The following is a 19,601-nucleotide window of genomic DNA, read 5'->3' as shown; positions in this document are numbered from 1 at the left end:
TTATCATTCATCGTGCGTCAGTATCGCCGGGATGGTGTCATCCTTGCGCAACGTCATAATCTCACAGCCGTTGTCTGTTACCACAATAGTATGCTCGTACTGCGCAGACAAGCTTCTGTCTTTGGTTTTCACCGTCCAGCCATCTTTCATGGTACGGATGCGGTAGTCGCCAGAGTTGACCATTGGCTCGATAGTAAAGGTCATGCCTTTTTGCAGCACCACGCCGCCGTCATCGGCATCGTAGTGCAGAACCTGCGGCTCTTCGTGGAAGACGCGGCCGATACCGTGACCGCAATATTCACGCACCACAGAGAAACCTTCTGCTTCAACGAATTTCTGGATAGCGGCACCGATGGTGCGCAGGCGGATACCGGGTTTAACCATCTTCAACGCCAGGTAGAGACTTTCCTGAGTCACTTTGCACAGGCGCTCGCCCAGAATAGTGGGTTTACCAACGATGAACATCTTCGAGGTGTCACCGTGGTACTCATCTTTAATGACGGTGACGTCGATGTTGACGATGTCGCCATCTTTCAGCAGTTTTTCATCATCCGGAATACCGTGGCAAACCACCTCATTAATTGAGATACAGACGGATTTCGGGAAACCGTGGTAGCCGAGGCAGGCGGAGATCGCGTGCTGCTCGTTGACGATGTAGTCGTTACAGATGCGATCCAGCTCGCCGGTGCTGACGCCCGGTTTGACGAACGGTTCAATCATTTCCAGCACTTCCGCGGCCAGACGACCGGCGACGCGCATCTTTTCAATTTCTTCAGGTGTCTTAATAGAGATAGCCATGTAATCTGTCCATCGGTGTCGATTTTTTCGACAATATAAATCTACGTGTCCTCAATGGTATCAGTCAGGCGCACCCCGTGCCAAATTGAGAATCATTAACAGCACACTCCGCCAACAATTATTGGTTTCTGGTCGTGTTTTGTGGTATAAAGCGCGCCGGACTTCCGATCCATCGAAGACTACACAGGTTGGACGGAAGCGACAAATCTCACTTTGTGTAACAACACACACGTATCGGCACATATTCCGGGGTGCCCTTTGGGGTCGGTAATATGGGATACGTGGAGGCATAACCCCAACTTTTACTATAGAGGTTTTAAACATGGCAACTGTTTCCATGCGCGACATGCTCAAGGCTGGTGTTCACTTTGGTCACCAGACCCGTTACTGGAACCCGAAAATGAAGCCTTTCATCTTCGGCGCACGTAACAAAGTTCACATCATCAACCTTGAGAAAACTGTACCAATGTTCAACGAAGCCCTGGCTGAGCTGAACAAGATTGCTTCCCGTAAAGGTAAGATTCTGTTCGTTGGTACTAAGCGCGCTGCAAGCGAAGCTGTGAAAGATGCTGCTAACAGCTGCGACCAGTTCTTCGTGAACCATCGCTGGTTGGGTGGCATGCTGACTAACTGGAAAACTGTTCGTCAGTCCATCAAACGCCTGAAAGATCTGGAAACCCAGTCTCAGGACGGTACTTTCGACAAGCTGACTAAGAAAGAAGCGCTGATGCGCACTCGTGAACTGGACAAGCTGGAAAACAGCCTGGGCGGTATCAAAGATATGGGCGGCCTGCCAGACGCGCTGTTCGTAATCGATGCAGACCACGAGCACATCGCAATCAAAGAAGCTAACAACCTGGGTATCCCGGTATTCGCTATCGTTGATACCAACTCCGATCCGGACGGTGTTGACTTCGTTATCCCGGGTAACGACGACGCCATCCGTGCTGTTAGCCTGTACCTGAGCGCTGTAGCTGCTACCGTTCGTGAAGGCCGTTCCCAGGATCTGGCTTCTCAGGCGGAAGAAAGCTTCGTAGAAGCTGAATAATAAGGTTTCACCCCTTATTAGTACCGTGTATGAATAGGGGCCAATTATCGGCCCCTTTTTTCAATTTATACTGTTTGGCCCCCGGCCGGGCAGTTCACATCTCCCGAGGATTTAAGAATGGCTGAAATTACCGCATCCCTGGTAAAAGAGCTGCGCGAGCGTACTGGCGCAGGCATGATGGATTGCAAAAAAGCGCTGACTGAAGCGAACGGCGACATCGAGCTGGCAATCGAAAACATGCGTAAATCCGGTGCGATCAAAGCAGCTAAAAAAGCAGGCAACGTGGCTGCTGACGGCGTGATCATCACTAAGATCGACGGCAACTACGGCATCATTCTGGAAGTTAACTGCCAGACTGACTTCGTTGCTAAAGACGGTGGTTTCCAGGCATTTGCTAACAAAGTTCTGGACGCAGCTGTTGCAGGCAAAATCACTGACGTTGACGTTCTGAAAGCACAGTTCGAAGAAGAACGTGTTGCGCTGGTTGCTAAAATCGGTGAGAACATCAACATCCGTCGCGTGTCCTCCCTGGAAGGCGACGTACTGGGTTCTTACCAGCACGGTGCACGTATCGGTGTTCTGGTTGCGGCTAAAGGCGCTGACGAAGAGCTGGTTAAACAGCTGGCTATGCACATCGCTGCAAGCAAACCAGAATTCGTTAAGCCAGAAGACGTGTCTGCTGAAGTGGTAGAGAAAGAGTACCAGGTTCAGCTGGACATCGCGATGCAGTCTGGTAAGCCAAAAGAAATCGCAGAGAAAATGGTTGAAGGCCGCATGAAGAAATTCACCGGCGAAGTTTCTCTGACTGGCCAGCCTTTCGTTATGGATCCAAGCAAGTCTGTTGCTCAGCTGCTGAAAGAGCACAACGCTGACGTAACTGGCTTCATCCGCTTCGAAGTGGGCGAAGGCATCGAGAAAGTTGAGACTGACTTCGCAGCAGAAGTTGCTGCAATGTCCAAGCAGTCTTAATGATTGAAAAGGAGCCGCCTGAGGGCGGCTTCTTTTTGTCACCCGTCAGACGAAATCAGACAGGCTCCAGTATCGCTGTGCTGATATGCGACATATCATGTCGCCAGAATTAACCCCCATCTTAATCGTTGACAGTCTCAGGAAAGAAACATGGCTACCAATGCAAAACCCGTGTACAAACGCATTCTGCTTAAGCTGAGTGGCGAAGCGCTGCAGGGATCGGAAGGCTTCGGTATTGACGCAAGCATCCTTGATCGTATGGCACAGGAAATCAAAGAACTGGTCGAACTGGGTATTCAGGTTGGCGTGGTCATTGGCGGTGGCAACCTTTTCCGTGGCGCTGGTCTGGCGAAAGCAGGGATGAATCGCGTTGTGGGCGACCACATGGGTATGCTGGCAACCGTCATGAATGGCCTGGCGATGCGTGATTCGCTTCATCGCGCCTATGTGAACGCGCGCCTGATGTCCGCTATTCCACTGAATGGCGTGTGCGATAACTACAGCTGGGCAGAAGCTATCAGCCTGCTGCGTAACAACCGCGTGGTGATCCTCTCCGCCGGTACCGGTAACCCGTTCTTTACCACCGATTCCGCAGCCTGTCTGCGCGGTATCGAAATCGAAGCCGATGTGGTTCTGAAAGCAACCAAAGTGGATGGCGTGTTTACCGCCGATCCGGCAAAAGATCCTTCTGCCACCATGTACGATCAGCTGACCTACAGCGAAGTGCTGGATAAAGAGCTGAAAGTGATGGATCTTGCCGCCTTCACGCTGGCTCGTGACCATAAACTGCCGATCCGTGTCTTCAACATGAACAAGCCAGGCGCACTGCGCCGCGTCGTAATGGGCGAAAAAGAAGGCACTTTGATCACGGAATAATTTCCGTCGGCGATAAATACAGGTAAGATTCCGCTTTATTTGTAGCGGTATCTTACCCGGGCGCGCCTTTGGCGTTGTCATGAATTAAACGCGACTATACTTAGCACACCTGTAGCGCTGTGCTGGCGGATAGTCTGCCTGAGACAAGTTTTCAAGGATTCGTAACGTGATTAACGACATCAGAAAAGATGCTGAAGTACGCATGGACAAATGCGTAGAAGCGTTCAAAACCCAAATCAGCAAAATCCGTACTGGCCGTGCTTCCCCAAGCCTGCTGGATGGCATCATCGTGGAATACTACGGCACGCCAACCCCACTGCGTCAGCTGGCGAGCGTGACTGTAGAAGATACCCGTACGCTGAAAATCAACGTATTCGATCGTTCTATGAGCCCGGCCGTTGAAAAAGCGATCATGGCATCTGACCTGGGTCTGAACCCAAGCTCTGCGGGTTCTGACATCCGTGTTCCACTGCCTCCGCTGACGGAAGAACGTCGTAAAGACCTGATCAAAGTGGTTCGTGGTGAAGCTGAGCAAGGTCGCGTTTCTGTGCGTAACGTACGTCGCGACGCGAACGATAAAGTGAAAGCTCTGCTGAAAGAAAAAGAGATCAGCGAAGATGACGACCGTCGCTCCCAGGACGACGTGCAGAAGATGACTGACGCAGCTATCAAGAAAATTGATGCGGCGCTGGCAGATAAAGAAGCGGAACTGATGCAGTTCTGATTTCTGTCGTACACTGATAAACGCCGTTCAGAGAGACATGATGTCTTGCTGGCGGCGTTTTGCTTTTATCTGGTCTAACTTTTTCCGGGCATCTCATGAAGCATTTAACTCTCCTTGGCTCAACTGGCTCTATCGGTTGCAGCACTCTCGACGTTGTTCGCCATAACCCTGAACTCTACACCGTGACGGCACTGGTGGCCGGTAAGAACGTGCAGCGAATGATCGAACAGTGCCTGGAGTTTGCGCCTCGCTATGCGGTGATGGATGACGAAAAGAGCGCCCGCCTTGTGAAAGCGCAGCTGCAGGAGAAGGGCAGTCGCACCGAGGTGCTGAGTGGGAAACAGGCGGCCTGTGATATGGCTGCGCTGGATGAGGTCGATCAGGTGATGGCGGCAATCGTCGGGGCGGCAGGGCTTCTGCCTACGCTTGCGGCTATCGATGCCGGTAAAGATGTATTGTTGGCGAATAAAGAGTCGCTGGTGACCTGTGGACGCCTGTTCATGGAGGCGGTTAAGCAGCGCGGCGCGCGTCTTTTGCCGGTCGATAGTGAACACAACGCAATTTTTCAGAGTTTACCGCAACTTTTTCAACAGAACCTGGGGTACGCTGACCTCGAGCAGAATGGCGTTGTGTCGATTCTGCTTACCGGGTCTGGTGGTCCGTTCCGTGAAACGCCGCTGTCTGAACTGAGCGCAATGACGCCGGATCAGGCGTGTCGTCATCCGAACTGGTCAATGGGACGTAAGATCTCTGTCGACTCTGCCACCATGATGAACAAAGGTCTGGAATACATTGAAGCGCGCTGGCTGTTTAATGCGTCAGCGAAACAGATGGAAGTGCTGATCCACCCGCAATCGGTGATTCACTCGATGGTGCGTTATCAGGATGGCAGCGTGCTGGCACAGCTGGGTGAACCGGATATGCGCACGCCAATTGCACATTCGATGGCGTGGCCTAACCGTGTGAAGTCTGGGGTGAAACCGCTCGATTTCTGCAAGCTCAGCTCTCTGACATTCAGTGAGCCAGATTACGACCGTTATCCGTGTCTGAAGCTTGCGATGAATGCCTTTGACCAGGGGCAGGCGGCGACGACAGCACTCAATGCGGCCAATGAAATTACCGTTGAGGCATTTCTGAATCAGCAGATTCGTTTTACCGACATCGCGACACTGAATCGCTCGGTGCTGGACATGATGGATTTGCGCGAACCACAAAGCGTGGAAGAGGTGTTGGCGGTAGATGCTCAGGCCCGCATTGTTGCGCGTAAACAGGTGACACGTCTCGCAAGCTGGTGATAAAGCAACCACTAATTGTCGTGCTATTTGTTAGCGTTGGGCTTCAGTGATATAGTCTGCGCCACCTGATCGCAGGTATTTGACTTAATGTGGTCAGGTAAGCCGTGGTTTGACACGGCTTTTTTATGTATAGGCTTCAGTATTCCTGAGTACCGTTAAATCCTTTTCAGGGACTAAAAACGCGTTATGTTGTCTGCGAATCAACCAATAAGCGAAAATTTGCCCGCTCATGGCTGCCGTCATGTAGCAATTATCATGGATGGCAATGGCCGCTGGGCGAAAAGACAAGGGAAGATACGAGCCTTTGGGCATAAAGCTGGGGCGAAGTCTGTTCGCCGCGCCGTTTCTTTTGCCGCCAATAACGGCATTGATGCGTTAACGCTCTATGCTTTTAGCAGTGAAAACTGGAATCGACCGGCGCAGGAAGTCAGTGCGTTGATGGAATTGTTTGTGTGGGCGCTCGACAGCGAAGTAAAAAGCCTGCACCGCCACAACGTCCGCCTGCGTATTATTGGCGAGACCAGTCGTTTTAACTCACGTTTGCAGGAACGGATTCGTAAAGCAGAAGCGCTGACTGAAAATAATACTGGTCTGACGCTCAATATCGCGGCGAATTACGGCGGACGCTGGGATATTATCCAGGGCGTTCGGCATTTGGCCGAACAGGTTCAGGAAGGGCTGTTGAGACCCGACCAAATTGATGAAGAGATGCTGAGTCAGCAAATCTGCATGAATGAACTGGCACCTGTGGATTTGGTAATTAGGACAGGGGGAGAACATCGCATAAGTAACTTTTTGCTTTGGCAAATTGCCTATGCCGAACTTTACTTTACTGATGTTCTTTGGCCCGATTTTGATGAACAAGACTTTGAAGGTGCGCTGCATGCCTTTGCCAATCGAGAGCGTCGTTTCGGCGGCACCGAGCCTGGTGGCGACAAAGCCTGATGGGGGTAGCTTTTGCTGAAGTATCGCCTGATTTCCGCTTTTGTATTAATACCCATTGTCATTGCGGCGCTGTTTTTACTGCCCCCAGTGGGATTCGCTATTGTTACGCTGGTAGTGTGTATGCTCGCCGCGTGGGAATGGGGACAGTTTAGCGGCTTTACCTCGCGCACTCAGCGGGTATGGCTGGCGGTACTCTGTGGCTTTTTACTGGCCCTGATGCTGTTTACCTTGCCTGAATATCACCACGATATTCATCAACCGCTGGTTGCCGGCTCCCTGTGGGTATCGTTGGCCTGGTGGATTGCTGCGCTCGTGTTGGTGCTTTTTTATCCAGGTTCTGCGGCATTATGGCGCAATTCAAAAGTATTACGCCTTATTTTTGGCCTGCTCACAATTGTTCCTTTTTTCTGGGGTATGCTCGCGCTGCGCGCCTGGCACTATGATGAAAACCACTACAGCGGTGCAATCTGGCTGCTTTATGTGATGATTCTGGTCTGGGGGGCTGACTCTGGGGCCTATATGTTTGGTAAACTGTTCGGCAAACATAAACTGGCTCCGAAGGTTTCTCCGGGTAAAACCTGGCAAGGATTTATCGGCGGCTTGTTTACGGCAGCAATCATCTCCTGGGGCTATGGCGTCTGGGCGGATCTGAGCGTTGCGCCGTCGACACTGCTGGTGTGCTCAATTTTTGCTGCACTGGCCTCGGTACTGGGTGATTTAACCGAAAGTATGTTTAAGCGTGAAGCAGGGATTAAAGACAGTGGTCACTTGATTCCAGGGCATGGCGGTATAATGGATCGCATTGACAGCCTGACTGCGGCAGTCCCCGTGTTTGCTTGCTTGCTTTTATTGGTGTTCGGGACGATTTAACGGAAGGTTTTATGCTGAGCATTCTCTGGAATCTGGCGGCGTTCGTTGTTGCACTGGGTGTACTGATTACCGTGCATGAATTTGGCCATTTCTGGGTTGCTCGCCGCTGTGGTGTGCGCGTGGAGCGATTCTCCATTGGTTTTGGTAAATCGCTCTGGAAGCGTACCGACCGCCACGGCACTGAATTCGTCATCGCCCTTATCCCGCTGGGTGGCTATGTTAAAATGCTCGACGAACGTGTTGAGCCTGTTGCCCCTGAACTTCAGCATCGCGCGTTCAACAACAAAACTGTTGGGCAACGCGCCGCCATCATTGCTGCCGGTCCGGTAGCCAATTTCATCTTTGCTATCTTCGCCTACTGGCTGGTGTTTATCATCGGCGTCCCTGGCGTGCGTCCGGTGGTGGGTGAAATTGCCCCTAACTCCATCGCGGCAAGTGCGCAAATTACGCCGGGGATGGAACTTAAAGCCATTGATGGCATCGAAACCCCTGATTGGGATGCCGTGCGGCTGCAGTTGGTCGCCAAAATTGGTGATAAGCAGACAACGGTCAGCGTTTCGCCGTTTGGTTCTGACCAGCGACAGGACAAAGTGCTGGATTTACGCCACTGGAGTTTCGAGCCTGACAAAGAAGATCCCGTCTCTGCACTGGGGATTCGCCCACGCGGTGCGCAGATCGAGCCGGTATTAGCCGAAGTACAGGCCAATTCGGCGGCGAGCAAAGCAGGTTTGCAAGCAGGCGACAGGATCGTTAAAGTCGATGGTCAACCATTAACACAGTGGATGACCTTTGTTACTCTGGTGCGCGATAATCCAGGTATTTCGCTCGCACTGGAAGTGGAAAGGCACGGGAGTCCGCTTTCGCTGACGCTGACCCCGGATACCAAATCGGGCGGCAAAAAGGCAGAAGGGTTTGCAGGTGTAGTGCCGAAAGTGATCCCGCTGCCAGATGAGTACAAGACAATACGCCAATATGGGCCGTTTAGCGCCATCCTTGAAGCCACGGATAAAACATGGCAACTGATGAAGCTTACGGTCAACATGTTGGGGAAATTGATAACCGGTGATGTGAAACTGAACAACCTCAGTGGGCCAATTTCAATTGCTCAGGGGGCTGGGATGTCAGCGGAATTCGGGGTGATTTACTATCTCATGTTTCTCGCGCTTATAAGCGTGAATCTGGGGATAATCAACCTGTTCCCGCTTCCCGTATTAGACGGGGGCCATCTGCTGTTTTTAGCGATTGAAAAGCTAAAAGGCGGACCGGTATCCGAGCGAGTTCAAGACTTTAGTTATCGCATTGGCTCGATTTTGCTGGTGCTGTTAATGGGGCTTGCACTTTTCAATGATTTCTCTCGGTTGTAAGAGAGTGTTAGGAAGAACGCATAATAACGATGGCGATGAAAAAGTTGCTCATAGCGTCGCTGCTGTTTAGCAGCGCCACCGTATACGGTGCTGACGGGTTCGTAGTGAAAGACATTCATTTCGAAGGCCTCCAGCGTGTCGCCGTTGGTGCGGCCCTCCTCAGTATGCCTGTGCGCCCCGGCGATACGGTTAATGATGATGATATCAGTAACACCATCCGTGCTCTGTTTGCCACTGGCAACTTTGAGGACGTCCGCGTCCTGCGCGATGGTGATACGCTGCTGGTTCAGGTAAAAGAACGTCCAACGATCGCCAGTATCACTTTCTCCGGCAACAAGTCGGTGAAAGATGACATGCTCAAGCAGAACCTTGAAGCATCCGGTGTTCGTGTGGGGGAATCTCTGGACCGCACAACCCTTTCAGATATTGAAAAAGGTCTGGAAGATTTCTATTACAGCGTCGGTAAATACAGCGCAAGCGTGAAGGCGGTTGTGACTCCGCTGCCACGTAACCGTGTTGACCTGAAGCTGGTCTTCCAGGAAGGTGTCTCTGCGAAGATCCAACAGATCAACATCGTAGGGAACCACGCGTTCAGCACCGACGAACTGATCTCGACTTTCCAGCTGCGTGACGAAGTGCCGTGGTGGAACGTGGTTGGCGATCGCAAATACCAGAAGCAGAAACTGGCGGGCGACCTCGAAACCCTGCGCAGCTACTATCTGGATCGCGGTTACGCGCGTTTCAACATCGACTCTACTCAGGTCAGTCTGACTCCGGACAAGAAAGGGATCTACATTACGATTAACATCACTGAAGGCGAGCAGTACAAGCTTTCTGGTGTTGAAGTCAGTGGAAACCTGGCGGGGCATTCTGCAGAGATCGAATCGCTGACCAAAATTCAGCCGGGCGATCTGTATAGCGGTGCTAAAGTGACCAAGATGGAAGACGGCATTAAGAAGCTGCTCGGCCGTTACGGTTATGCTTATCCGCGCGTACAGACTCAGCCTGAAATCAACGATGCGGATAAAACCGTTAAGCTTCGCGTTAACGTTGATGCGGGCAACCGTTTCTACGTACGTAAGATCCGCTTTGAAGGTAACGACACTTCAAAAGATTCCGTTCTGCGTCGCGAAATGCGTCAGATGGAAGGGGCGTGGTTAGGTAGCGATCTCGTTGACCAGGGTAAAGAACGTCTGAACCGTCTGGGTTATTTTGAAACGGTCGATACCGACACCCAACGTGTGCCAGGCAGCCCGGATCAGGTTGATGTCGTTTATAAAGTGAAAGAGCGTAACACCGGTAGCTTCAACTTTGGTGTGGGCTACGGTACTGAAAGTGGCGTGAGCTTCCAGGTCGGTGTTCAGCAAGATAACTGGCTGGGTACGGGTTATTCTGTTGGTATCAACGGTACCAAGAACGACTACCAGACCTACTCTGAGTTCTCTGTCACTAACCCATACTTCACCGTTGATGGTGTGAGCCTGGGTGGTCGTATCTTCTATAACGACTTTAAAGCAGATAACGCGGATCTGTCCTCCTATACCAACAAGAGTTATGGTGTAGACGGTACGCTGGGCTTCCCGGTCAACGAATACAACACCCTGCGTGCAGGCTTAGGTTACGTGCATAACGACCTGTCCAACATGCAACCGCAGGTGGCGATGTGGCGTTATCTGGACTCCATCGGTCAGTCAACCAGTAAGACCGGTGACAATAACGGTTTTGCGGCAGATGACTTCACCTTCAACTATGGCTGGACGTATAACCGTCTTGACCGTGGTTACTTCCCGACGGAAGGTTCTCGTGTCAACCTGAACGGTAAAGTCACCGTTCCGGGTTCCGATAACGAGTTCTACAAGGTGACGCTTGATACCGCGTCCTACTTCCCAATTGATGACGACCATAAATGGGTTGTTCTGGGTCGTACCCGTTGGGGCTATGGCGATGGTTTAGGTGGCAAAGAACTGCCATTCTATGAAAACTTCTATGCCGGTGGTTCCAGTACCGTTCGTGGCTTCCAGTCCAATAACATTGGTCCGAAAGCGGTCTACTACGGTGGAAACAAAACGGATAACTGTAATAAATCCTCGTCTTCAGAAGTCTGTAGTTCTAATGATGCGGTGGGCGGTAACGCGATGGCAGTGGCTAGCCTGGAGTTCATTACGCCAACGCCGTTTATCAGTGATAAATATGCGAACTCAGTCCGTACCTCCTTCTTCTGGGATGCCGGTACTGTGTGGGATACCAACTGGGAGAATACCGCACAGATGCGTGCAGAAGGTATTCCAGACTACAGCGATCCGAGCAATATTCGCATGTCTGCAGGTATCGCATTACAATGGATGTCACCGCTGGGGCCGTTGGTCTTCTCTTACGCCCAGCCGTTTAAGAAATATGATGGAGATAAATCGGAGCAATTCCAGTTTAACATTGGTAAAACCTGGTAATAATCCGCTGCAATGGAATGCGTTGGCAGTGTAGCGCTGACAACTGGCGATCGTGCAGACGATCGCCTTGCCACGCAAAGAACGGTACCTTTGAGGTACTAATGGGATGGTAAGGAGTTTATTGTGAAAAAGTGGTTATTAGCTGCAGGTCTCGGTTTAGCGATGGCAACGTCTGCTCAGGCAGCGGGCAAAATTGCGATCGTCAATATGGGTAGCTTGTTCCAACAGGTTGCGCAGAAAACGGGTGTTTCCGCAACGCTGGAAAACGAGTTCAAAGGCCGTGCAAGCGAACTGCAAGGCATGGAAAGCGATCTTCAGTCCAAGATGCAACGTCTGCAGCGCGATGGTTCTACCATGAAAGCGGCTGACCGTAGCAAACTGGAAAAAGATGTTATGTCTCAGCGCCAGGCATTCTCCCAGAAAGCACAGGCTTTCGAGCAGGATCGTCAGCGTCGTTCTAACGAAGAGCGTGGCAAACTGGTGACGCGCATTCAGACAGCAGTTAAATCTGTTGCTGCCGATCAGGGCGTCGATCTGGTTGTTGATGCGAATGCCGTTGCTTACAACAGCAGCGATGTTAAAGACATCACCGCTGATGTTCTGAAACAGGTTAAATAAGTAATGCCTTCTATTCGACTGGCTGATTTAGCTCAGCAGTTGGATGCAGAATTACACGGTGATGGCGATATCGTCATCACCGCTGTTGCGTCCATGCAATCTGCTAAAGCTGGCAATATTACCTTCATGGTAAGCCCTAAGTATCGTGAACATCTGGCTCAGTGCCAGGCGTCAGCTGTTGTTCTTACGCAGGACGATCTTCCGTTTGCCGCAGGTGCTGCTTTGGTAGTGAAAAATCCCTACCTGACGTATGCACGCATGGCCCAAATTCTTGATACCACGCCGCAGCCGGCACAGAGTATTGCTGCCAGTGCAGCAATCGATCCGACGGCTCAGCTTGGTAACAACGTTGCAGTTGGCGCTAATGCCGTTATTGAGTCGGGCGTCGTGCTGGGCGATAACGTCGTGATTGGCCCGGGTTGCTTCGTTGGGAAAAATACGAAAATCGGTGCAGGAACCCGCTTGTGGGCTAATGTGTCCGTTTACCATGAAGTTGAAATCGGCGAAAATTGCCTTGTTCAGTCCAGCACCGTGATTGGTTCTGACGGGTTTGGTTACGCTAACGATCGTGGTAACTGGGTTAAGATCCCACAGCTTGGTCGCGTTATCATTGGCGACCGTGTTGAGATCGGCGCATGTACCACCATTGACCGTGGTGCGCTTGACGACACCATTATTGGCAATGGTGTTATCATCGATAACCAGTGCCAGATTGCACATAACGTTGTGATTGGCGACAATACCGCAGTTGCGGGTGGCGTTATCATGGCAGGCAGCCTGAAAATTGGCCGTTACTGCATGATTGGCGGTGCCAGCGTGATCAACGGTCATATGGAAATATGCGACAAGGTGACGGTGACGGGAATGGGCATGGTTATGCGTCCTATCACTGAACCAGGCGTCTATTCCTCTGGTATTCCGCTGCAACCGAACAAGGTATGGCGTAAAACAGCAGCTCTGGTGATGAATATTGATGATATGAGCAAGCGTCTCAAGTCTCTTGAGCGCAAGATCGATCAACAAGACTAAGCGTTCATCCGTTTAACGCTACTTTCCCGGCCTGTCGGCTTTCTTATAAACCGGCAGGCCGTGTTATTATTGCTACTTAGTACATTTGACAGGAAGAGTATTTTGACTACTGACACTCATACTCTGCATATTGAAGAGATTTTAGAACTTCTGCCGCACCGCTACCCGTTTTTGCTGGTAGACCGTGTGCTGGATTTTGAAGAAGGTCATTTTCTGCGCGCAGTGAAAAATGTCTCCGTAAATGAGCCGTTCTTCCAGGGACACTTCCCTGGTAAGCCTATCTTCCCGGGTGTGTTGATCCTGGAAGCAATGGCACAGGCTACCGGTATTCTGGCGTTTAAAAGCGTGGGTAAACTGGAGCCGGGCGAACTGTACTACTTCGCGGGTATTGATGAAGCACGCTTTAAGCGTCCTGTCGTGCCTGGTGATCAAATGATCATGGAAGTCACTTTTGAAAAAACGCGTCGTGGCCTGACTCGCTTCAAAGGCGTAGCACTGGTTGACGGCAAAGTTGTTTGCGAAGCGACTATGATGTGTGCGCGTAGCCGGGAGGCCTGATACGTGATTGATAAATCCGCCTTTATTCATCCTACTGCTATTGTAGAAACGGGTGCCATCATTGGTGCTAACGTTCACATTGGCCCGTTTTGTATTGTTGGACCCCAAGTCGAAATTGGTGAGGGTACAGTACTGAAATCTCACGTTGTCGTGAATGGTCACACGACCATTGGCAGCAATAATGAGATCTATCAGTTCGCCTCCATCGGCGAAGTAAACCAGGATCTGAAATATGCTGGTGAGTCGACCCGTGTGGAAATCGGCGATCGTAACCGTATTCGCGAAAGCGTCACCATTCATCGTGGAACAGTACAGGGCGGTGGATTGACAAAGGTGGGCAGCGACAACCTGTTTATGGTTAATGCGCATATCGCGCATGACTGTACTGTAGGTGACCGCTGTATTCTTGCCAACAACGCAACGCTGGCAGGACACGTATCGGTTGATGATTTCGCAATTATTGGCGGCATGACCGCAGTCCATCAGTTCTGCATCATTGGTGCGCACGTGATGGTCGGTGGATGCTCCGGTGTGGCGCAGGACGTCCCACCTTATGTTATTGCGCAGGGTAACCATGCCACGCCGTTTGGCGTGAACATCGAAGGCCTTAAGCGTCGTGGCTTTAGCCGCGAAGCGATTACAGCTATCCGCAACGCGTACAAACTGCTGTACCGTAGCGGTAAAACGCTGGAAGAGGTGAAGCCGGAAATTGCCGATCTGGCGAAAAAGTACCCGGAAGTGAACGAGTTCATGGAGTTCTTTGACCGTTCCACACGTGGTCTGATTCGTTAATGGTCGACAGCCGTCCGCTTACGATAGCCCTGGTCGCCGGAGAAACCTCCGGCGATATTCTTGGTGCAGGTCTTATCCGCGCGCTGAAAGCCCGTGTCCCTAATGCCCGCTTTGTCGGTGTTGCTGGCCCGCTGATGCAGGCCGAAGGCTGTGAAGCATGGTATGAAATGGAAGAGCTGGCCGTGATGGGCATCGTTGAAGTGCTGGGGCGTTTGCGTCGCTTGCTGCATATTCGTGCCGATCTCACCCACCGTTTTACCGAGCTTAAACCCGATGTGTTTGTCGGGATCGATGCACCTGATTTCAACATTACCCTTGAAGGGAACCTGAAAAAGCAGGGCATCAAAACCATTCACTACGTCAGTCCGTCCGTCTGGGCGTGGCGACAGAAACGCGTTTTCAAAATCGGGAGATCCACCGATCTGGTGCTGGCTTTCCTGCCTTTCGAAAAAGCGTTTTATGACAGATTTAATGTTCCGTGTCGTTTTATCGGCCATACCATGGCGGATGCAATGCCGCTGGATCCGGATAAACACGCGGCACGCGATGTGCTGGGTATTCCGCATGATGCTCATTGTCTGGCACTGCTGCCGGGAAGCCGTGGTGCAGAAGTCGAGATGCTGAGCGCCGATTTCCTGAAGACGGCGCAAATCCTTCGCAAAACATATCCCGATCTTGAAGTGGTTGTGCCGCTGGTGAATGCCAAACGCCGCGAGCAGTTTGAACGCATCAAGGCGGATGTGGCCCCGGATCTTCATGTCCACCTGCTGGACGGGAAGGGCCGTGAAGCGATGATCGCGAGTGATGCCGCGCTGCTGGCCTCCGGTACGGCTGCGCTGGAGTGTATGCTGGCGAAATGCCCGATGGTAGTAGGCTACCGCATGAAGCCGTTTACCTTCTGGCTGGCAAAACGTCTGGTGAAAACCGACTACGTTTCGCTGCCAAACCTGCTTGCCGGTCGCGAGCTGGTGAAAGAGCTTTTACAGGATGAGTGTCAGCCGCAGGCACTGGCTGATGCACTGTTGCCGCTGCTTGCTGACGGCAAGACCAGCCACCAGATGCATGATACGTTCCGCGAACTGCATCAGCAGATCCGCTGTAATGCCGATGAGCAAGCGGCTGATGCGGTGCTGGAGTTAGTAAAATGATGGAATTTATTTATCCCCACACGCATCTCGTGGCGGGTGTGGACGAAGTGGGGCGTGGCCCGTTAGTGGGGGCTGTGGTGACCGCAGCGGTGATCCTCGACCCGTCTCGCCCGATCGTCGGGCTGAATGACTCTAAAAAACTGTCTGAAAAGCGCCGACTGGCGCTGTTTGACGAAATCCAGGAAAAGGCGTTGGCCTGGAGCCTGGGTCGCGCAGAGCCGCATGAAATTGACGAACTGAACATTCTGCATGCCACCATGCTGGCAATGCAGCGTGCGGTCGCCGGGCTGAAAATTGCTCCCGAGTATGTCCTGATTGACGGTAACCGCTGTCCGGCACTGCCTGTGCCTTCGATGGCGGTCGTTAAAGGCGATAGCCGGGTCGCAGAAATCAGTGCGGCTTCTATCATAGCCAAAGTGACGCGCGACGCCGAAATGACCGCGCTGGACCTCACTTATCCCCAGTATGGTTTCGCCCAGCACAAGGGATATCCAACCGCTTTTCACCTGGAAAAGCTGGCTGAACATGGCGCAACCGAACATCACCGGCGCAGTTTTGGCCCGGTGAAACGGGCGCTGGGACTGGTGTCCTGAATCAAGACGCAAGCAATTAAGTAACGCGGAATCTGAAGATGGCTGAACCACGTTTCGTACACCTGCGGGTGCATAGCGACTACTCCATGATCGATGGGCTGGCGAAGACCGGGCCGCTGGTGAAAAAGGCGGCCTCGCTTGGCATGCCTGCGCTGGCGATCACCGATTTTACCAACCTGTGTGGTCTGGTGAAGTTCTACGGAACGGCGCATGGCGCGGGGATGAAACCCATCGTCGGCGCGGATTTTCATGTGCAGAGCGAGTTGCTCGGTGATGAAATGACGCAAATTTCCGTGTTAGCGATGAACAACGCGGGCTACCAGAACCTCACACTGCTGATCTCAAAAGCTTACCAGCGCGGCTACGGCGCGTCTGGCCCGTGGATCGACCGCGACTGGCTGGCAGAGCTGAACGAAGGCCTGCTGCTGATTTCCGGTGGCCGGATGGGCGATGTTGGCAAAAGCCTGCTGCGCGGCAATAGCGCACTGGTGGATCAGTGTGTCTCGTTCTATGAAGAGTATTTCCCGGATCGCTACTATCTGGAGCTGATCCGCACCGGTCGCGCAGATGAAGAGAGCTACCTGCACGCCGCCGTTGGGCTCGCTGAAGAACGCGGGTTGCCGGTTGTGGCGACTAACGATGTACGTTTCCTTGAACCGGGAGACTTTGACGCACACGAAATTCGTGTGGCCATCCATGATGGCTTCACCCTCGACGATCCGAAACGTCCGCGCAACTACTCCTCGCAGCAGTACATGCGTAACGAAGAGGAGATGTGCGAGCTTTTCTCCGACATCCCGGAAGCGCTGGAAAACAGCGTTGAGATAGCGAAACGCTGTAACGTCACCGTGCGTCTCGGCGAATACTTCCTGCCGCAGTTCCCTACGGGGGAGATGACCACGGAAGATTTCCTGGTCGTAAAATCGAAGGAAGGTCTGGAAGATCGTCTGGCGTTTCTGTTCCCGGACGAAGCGGTTCGCAAAGAGAAACGCCCGCCGTACGATGAGCGCCTGGATATTGAGCTTCAGGTTATCAACCAGATGGGCTTCCCGGGTTACTTCCTGATCGTGATGGAATTTATCCAGTGGTCGAAGGACAACGGCGTGCCGGTCGGCCCAGGACGTGGTTCCGGTGCCGGTTCGCTGGTGGCGTATGCGCTGAAAATTACCGATCTCGATCCGCTGGAATTCGATCTGCTGTTCGAACGTTTCCTGAACCCGGAACGTGTCTCCATGCCCGACTTCGACGTCGACTTCTGCATGGAGAAACGCGACCAGGTTATCGAACACGTGGCGGACATGTACGGCCGTGACGCGGTATCGCAGATTATTACCTTCGGTACGATGGCGGCGAAAGCGGTTATCCGCGACGTAGGCCGCGTACTGGGGCATCCGTACGGCTTTGTTGATCGTATCTCAAAACTGGTACCACCCGATCCGGGGATGACGCTGGCAAAAGCCTTTGAAGCTGAGCCGCAGCTGCCGGAAATCTACGAAGCGGATGAAGAAGTAAAAGCGCTGATCGACATGGCGCGTAAGCTGGAAGGCGTCACGCGTAACGCCGGTAAGCATGCCGGTGGCGTGGTTATCGCCCCGACCAAAATCACCGATTTTGCGCCGCTTTACTGCGATGAAGCGGGTCAGCATCCGGTAACCCAGTTTGACAAGAACGACGTAGAATACGCCGGGCTGGTGAAGTTTGACTTCCTCGGTCTGCGTACGCTCACCATCATCAACTGGGCGCTGGAGATGATCAACGCCCGTCGCGAGAAGAGCGGCGAGCCACCGCTGGATATTGCGGCCATTCCGCTGGATGACAAGAAAAGTTTTGATATGCTGCAACGCTCGGAGACCACCGCCGTCTTCCAGCTTGAATCCCGCGGCATGAAAGACCTGATTAAACGCCTGCAACCTGACTGTTTCGAAGATATGATCGCACTGGTGGCGCTGTTCCGTCCAGGGCCGCTGCAGTCGGGGATGGTAGATAACTTTATCGACCGTAAGCACGGGCGCGAAGAGATTTCTTACCCGGACGTTCAGTGGCAGCATGAAAGCCTGAAACCTGTACTGGAGCCAACCTACGGCATCATCCTGTACCAGGAACAGGTTATGCAGATTGCCCAGGTGCTCTCTGGCTACACCCTTGGCGGCGCGGATATGCTGCGTCGTGCGATGGGTAAGAAAAAACCGGAAGAGATGGCCAAGCAGCGCGGCACCTTCGAAGAAGGGGCGAAACAGAACGGCGTTGACGGCGAACTGGCGATGAAAATCTTCGACCTGGTGGAGAAATTCGCCGGGTACGGGTTTAACAAATCGCACTCCGCTGCCTATGCGTTGGTCTCGTATCAGACGCTGTGGCTGAAGGCGCACTATCCTGCTGAGTTTATGGCAGCGGTAATGACGGCCGATATGGACAACACCGAGAAGGTGGTTGGCCTGGTGGATGAGTGCTGGCGCATGGGGCTTAAGATCCTGCCGCCGGATATCAACTCCGGTCTGTACCATTTCCACGTTAATGAGCACGGGGAAATTGTGTACGGGATCGGTGCGATCAAAGGTGTGGGTGAAGGCCCGATCGAGGCGATCATCGAAGCGCGTAACAACGGCGGTTACTTCCGCGAGCTGTTCGATCTTTGCGCCCGTACCGACACTAAAAAACTGAATCGTCGCGTGCTGGAAAAACTGATCATGTCTGGTGCGTTCGACAGGCTGGGGCCGCACCGTGCCGCGCTGATGAACTCGCTCGGCGATGCGTTAAAAGCGGCTGATCAGCACGCGAAAGCGGAAGCTATCGGCCAGGCGGATATGTTCGGGGTGCTGGCAGAAGAGCCAGAGCAGATCGAGCAATCTTATGCCAGCTGCCTGCCGTGGCCAGAACAGGTGGTGCTGGATGGTGAGCGTGAGACGTTAGGTTTGTACCTGACGGGGCACCCGATCAACCAGTACATCAAAGAAATTGAGCGTTATGTCGGAGGCTATAGGCTAAAAGACATGCATCCGACAGAACGTGGTAAAATCACCACGGCTGCGGGGCTCGTGATTGCTGCAAGGGTAATGGTCACCAAGCGCGGCAATCGTATCGGCATCTGTACGCTGGATGACCGTTCCGGGCGTCTGGAGGTGATGTTGTTCACCGATGCGCTGGATAAATACCAGCAATTGCTGGAAAAAGACCGCATACTTATCGTCAGCGGACAGGTCAGCTTTGATGACTTCAGCGGGGGGCTTAAAATGACCGCCCGCGAAGTGATGGACATTGACGAAGCCCGGGAAAAATATGCTCGCGGGCTTGCTATCTCGCTGACGGACAGGCAAATTGATGACCAGCTTTTAAACCGACTCCGTCAGTCTCTGGAACCCCACCGCTCGGGGACAATTCCAGTACATCTCTACTATCAGAGGGCGGATGCACGTGCGCGGTTGCGCTTTGGTGCAACGTGGCGTGTCTCTCCGAGCGATCGTTTACTGAACGATCTCCGTGGCCTCATTGGTTCGGAGCAGGTGGAACTGGAGTTTGACTAATACAGG

General features: G+C 52.7%; 17 protein-coding genes. 16 read left to right on the top strand and 1 reads right to left on the bottom strand.

Annotated elements, in window-relative coordinates; genetic code table 11:
* Window positions 1-3 precede the first annotated feature (3 nt).
* Window positions 4-798, bottom strand: a complete 795-nt coding sequence (map, locus tag ACJ9N4_RS07895; RefSeq protein ID WP_182273808.1) for a type I methionyl aminopeptidase — start codon at window positions 796-798, stop codon at window positions 4-6.
* Between the two features lie 322 nt (window positions 799-1,120).
* Here map and rpsB point away from each other — a divergent pair, with 322 nt between their 5' ends.
* From rpsB to dnaE, 16 genes are all read left to right on the top strand, one after another.
* Window positions 1,121-1,846, top strand: a complete 726-nt coding sequence (gene rpsB, locus ACJ9N4_RS07890) for a 30S ribosomal protein S2 (RefSeq protein ID WP_013095653.1) — start codon at window positions 1,121-1,123, stop codon at window positions 1,844-1,846.
* A 117-nt stretch (window positions 1,847-1,963) separates the two neighbouring features.
* Entirely contained in the window at window positions 1,964-2,815 is an 852-nt protein-coding gene (gene tsf / locus ACJ9N4_RS07885) for a translation elongation factor Ts (RefSeq protein ID WP_182273809.1), read from the top strand.
* A 150-nt stretch (window positions 2,816-2,965) separates the two neighbouring features.
* Window positions 2,966-3,691 (top strand): UMP kinase, encoded by a 726-nt coding sequence (gene pyrH / locus ACJ9N4_RS07880; RefSeq protein ID WP_004858112.1) that lies wholly within the window; start codon window positions 2,966-2,968, stop codon window positions 3,689-3,691.
* A 166-nt stretch (window positions 3,692-3,857) separates the two neighbouring features.
* Entirely contained in the window at window positions 3,858-4,415 is a 558-nt protein-coding gene (gene frr / locus ACJ9N4_RS07875; RefSeq protein ID WP_182273810.1) for a ribosome recycling factor, read from the top strand.
* Window positions 4,416-4,510: 95 nt separating this feature from the next.
* Window positions 4,511-5,710, top strand: a complete 1,200-nt coding sequence (gene ispC, locus ACJ9N4_RS07870) for a 1-deoxy-D-xylulose-5-phosphate reductoisomerase (RefSeq protein ID WP_182919436.1) — start codon at window positions 4,511-4,513, stop codon at window positions 5,708-5,710.
* Between the two features lie 186 nt (window positions 5,711-5,896).
* The gene (gene ispU / locus ACJ9N4_RS07865; protein ID WP_182273812.1) at window positions 5,897-6,655 is read left to right on the top strand and encodes a (2E,6E)-farnesyl-diphosphate-specific ditrans,polycis-undecaprenyl-diphosphate synthase; all 759 of its coding nucleotides are present in this window, start codon (window positions 5,897-5,899) and stop codon (window positions 6,653-6,655) included.
* A 12-nt stretch (window positions 6,656-6,667) separates the two neighbouring features.
* Window positions 6,668-7,525 (top strand): phosphatidate cytidylyltransferase, encoded by an 858-nt coding sequence (gene cdsA / locus ACJ9N4_RS07860; protein WP_182273813.1) that lies wholly within the window; start codon window positions 6,668-6,670, stop codon window positions 7,523-7,525.
* Between the two features lie 11 nt (window positions 7,526-7,536).
* The gene (gene rseP, locus ACJ9N4_RS07855; RefSeq protein ID WP_182273814.1) at window positions 7,537-8,889 is read left to right on the top strand and encodes a sigma E protease regulator RseP; all 1,353 of its coding nucleotides are present in this window, start codon (window positions 7,537-7,539) and stop codon (window positions 8,887-8,889) included.
* 29 nt (window positions 8,890-8,918) lie between these two features.
* Window positions 8,919-11,336, top strand: coding sequence for an outer membrane protein assembly factor BamA (bamA, locus tag ACJ9N4_RS07850; protein WP_182273815.1), 2,418 nt, complete (start codon window positions 8,919-8,921; stop codon window positions 11,334-11,336).
* 123 nt (window positions 11,337-11,459) lie between these two features.
* Complete coding sequence (gene skp / locus ACJ9N4_RS07845) at window positions 11,460-11,954, top strand: molecular chaperone Skp (protein WP_182273816.1); 495 nt, start codon at window positions 11,460-11,462, stop codon at window positions 11,952-11,954.
* A 3-nt stretch (window positions 11,955-11,957) separates the two neighbouring features.
* On the top strand, window positions 11,958-12,983 hold the full coding sequence (gene lpxD / locus ACJ9N4_RS07840) for a UDP-3-O-(3-hydroxymyristoyl)glucosamine N-acyltransferase (protein ID WP_182273817.1): 1,026 nt from the start codon (window positions 11,958-11,960) through the stop codon (window positions 12,981-12,983).
* A 102-nt stretch (window positions 12,984-13,085) separates the two neighbouring features.
* Window positions 13,086-13,541 carry a 3-hydroxyacyl-ACP dehydratase FabZ gene (gene fabZ / locus ACJ9N4_RS07835; RefSeq protein WP_038155523.1) on the top strand — a complete coding sequence of 152 codons (456 nt, stop codon included), beginning with the start codon at window positions 13,086-13,088 and terminating at the stop codon, window positions 13,539-13,541.
* Window positions 13,542-13,544: 3 nt separating this feature from the next.
* Window positions 13,545-14,333: an acyl-ACP--UDP-N-acetylglucosamine O-acyltransferase gene (lpxA, locus tag ACJ9N4_RS07830; protein WP_182919437.1), complete on the top strand. Its 789-nt coding sequence runs from the start codon at window positions 13,545-13,547 to the stop codon at window positions 14,331-14,333.
* On the top strand, window positions 14,333-15,481 hold the full coding sequence (gene lpxB, locus ACJ9N4_RS07825; protein WP_182273819.1) for a lipid-A-disaccharide synthase: 1,149 nt from the start codon (window positions 14,333-14,335) through the stop codon (window positions 15,479-15,481). The genes lpxA and lpxB overlap by 1 nt, the downstream gene beginning before the upstream one ends.
* Entirely contained in the window at window positions 15,478-16,074 is a 597-nt protein-coding gene (rnhB, locus tag ACJ9N4_RS07820) for a ribonuclease HII (protein WP_182919439.1), read from the top strand. Before lpxB ends, rnhB begins: the two co-directional genes overlap by 4 nt.
* Before the next feature lie 38 nt (window positions 16,075-16,112).
* Window positions 16,113-19,595: a DNA polymerase III subunit alpha gene (dnaE, locus tag ACJ9N4_RS07815; protein ID WP_411500383.1), complete on the top strand. Its 3,483-nt coding sequence runs from the start codon at window positions 16,113-16,115 to the stop codon at window positions 19,593-19,595.
* Window positions 19,596-19,601 lie beyond the last annotated feature (6 nt).

It is taken from the genome of Enterobacter sp. LM3 (genome assembly GCF_046622475.1).
Lineage (GTDB): Bacteria > Pseudomonadota > Gammaproteobacteria > Enterobacterales > Enterobacteriaceae > Enterobacter > Enterobacter cloacae_P.
The sequence above is the reverse complement of the archived record's forward strand: the minus strand, read 5'-3'. Positions and strand labels throughout refer to the sequence as shown.

Bases quoted from the DNA above. Each gene is read 5' to 3' on its own strand.
- lpxD (WP_182273817.1), top strand. From the start codon at position 11,958: ATGCCTTCTATTCGACTGGCTGATTTAGCTCAGCAGTTGGATGCAGAA.
- bamA (WP_182273815.1), top strand. From the start codon at position 8,919: ATGGCGATGAAAAAGTTGCTCATAGCGTCGCTGCTGTTTAGCAGCGCC.
- tsf (WP_182273809.1), top strand. From the start codon at position 1,964: ATGGCTGAAATTACCGCATCCCTGGTAAAAGAGCTGCGCGAGCGTACT.
- ispC (WP_182919436.1), top strand. From the start codon at position 4,511: ATGAAGCATTTAACTCTCCTTGGCTCAACTGGCTCTATCGGTTGCAGC.
- ispU (WP_182273812.1), top strand. From the start codon at position 5,897: ATGTTGTCTGCGAATCAACCAATAAGCGAAAATTTGCCCGCTCATGGC.
- map (WP_182273808.1), bottom strand. From the start codon at position 798: ATGGCTATCTCTATTAAGACACCTGAAGAAATTGAAAAGATGCGCGTC.
- rnhB (WP_182919439.1), top strand. From the start codon at position 15,478: ATGATGGAATTTATTTATCCCCACACGCATCTCGTGGCGGGTGTGGAC.
- rpsB (WP_013095653.1), top strand. From the start codon at position 1,121: ATGGCAACTGTTTCCATGCGCGACATGCTCAAGGCTGGTGTTCACTTT.
- rseP (WP_182273814.1), top strand. From the start codon at position 7,537: ATGCTGAGCATTCTCTGGAATCTGGCGGCGTTCGTTGTTGCACTGGGT.
- lpxB (WP_182273819.1), top strand. From the start codon at position 14,333: ATGGTCGACAGCCGTCCGCTTACGATAGCCCTGGTCGCCGGAGAAACC.
- dnaE (WP_411500383.1), top strand. From the start codon at position 16,113: ATGGCTGAACCACGTTTCGTACACCTGCGGGTGCATAGCGACTACTCC.
- pyrH (WP_004858112.1), top strand. From the start codon at position 2,966: ATGGCTACCAATGCAAAACCCGTGTACAAACGCATTCTGCTTAAGCTG.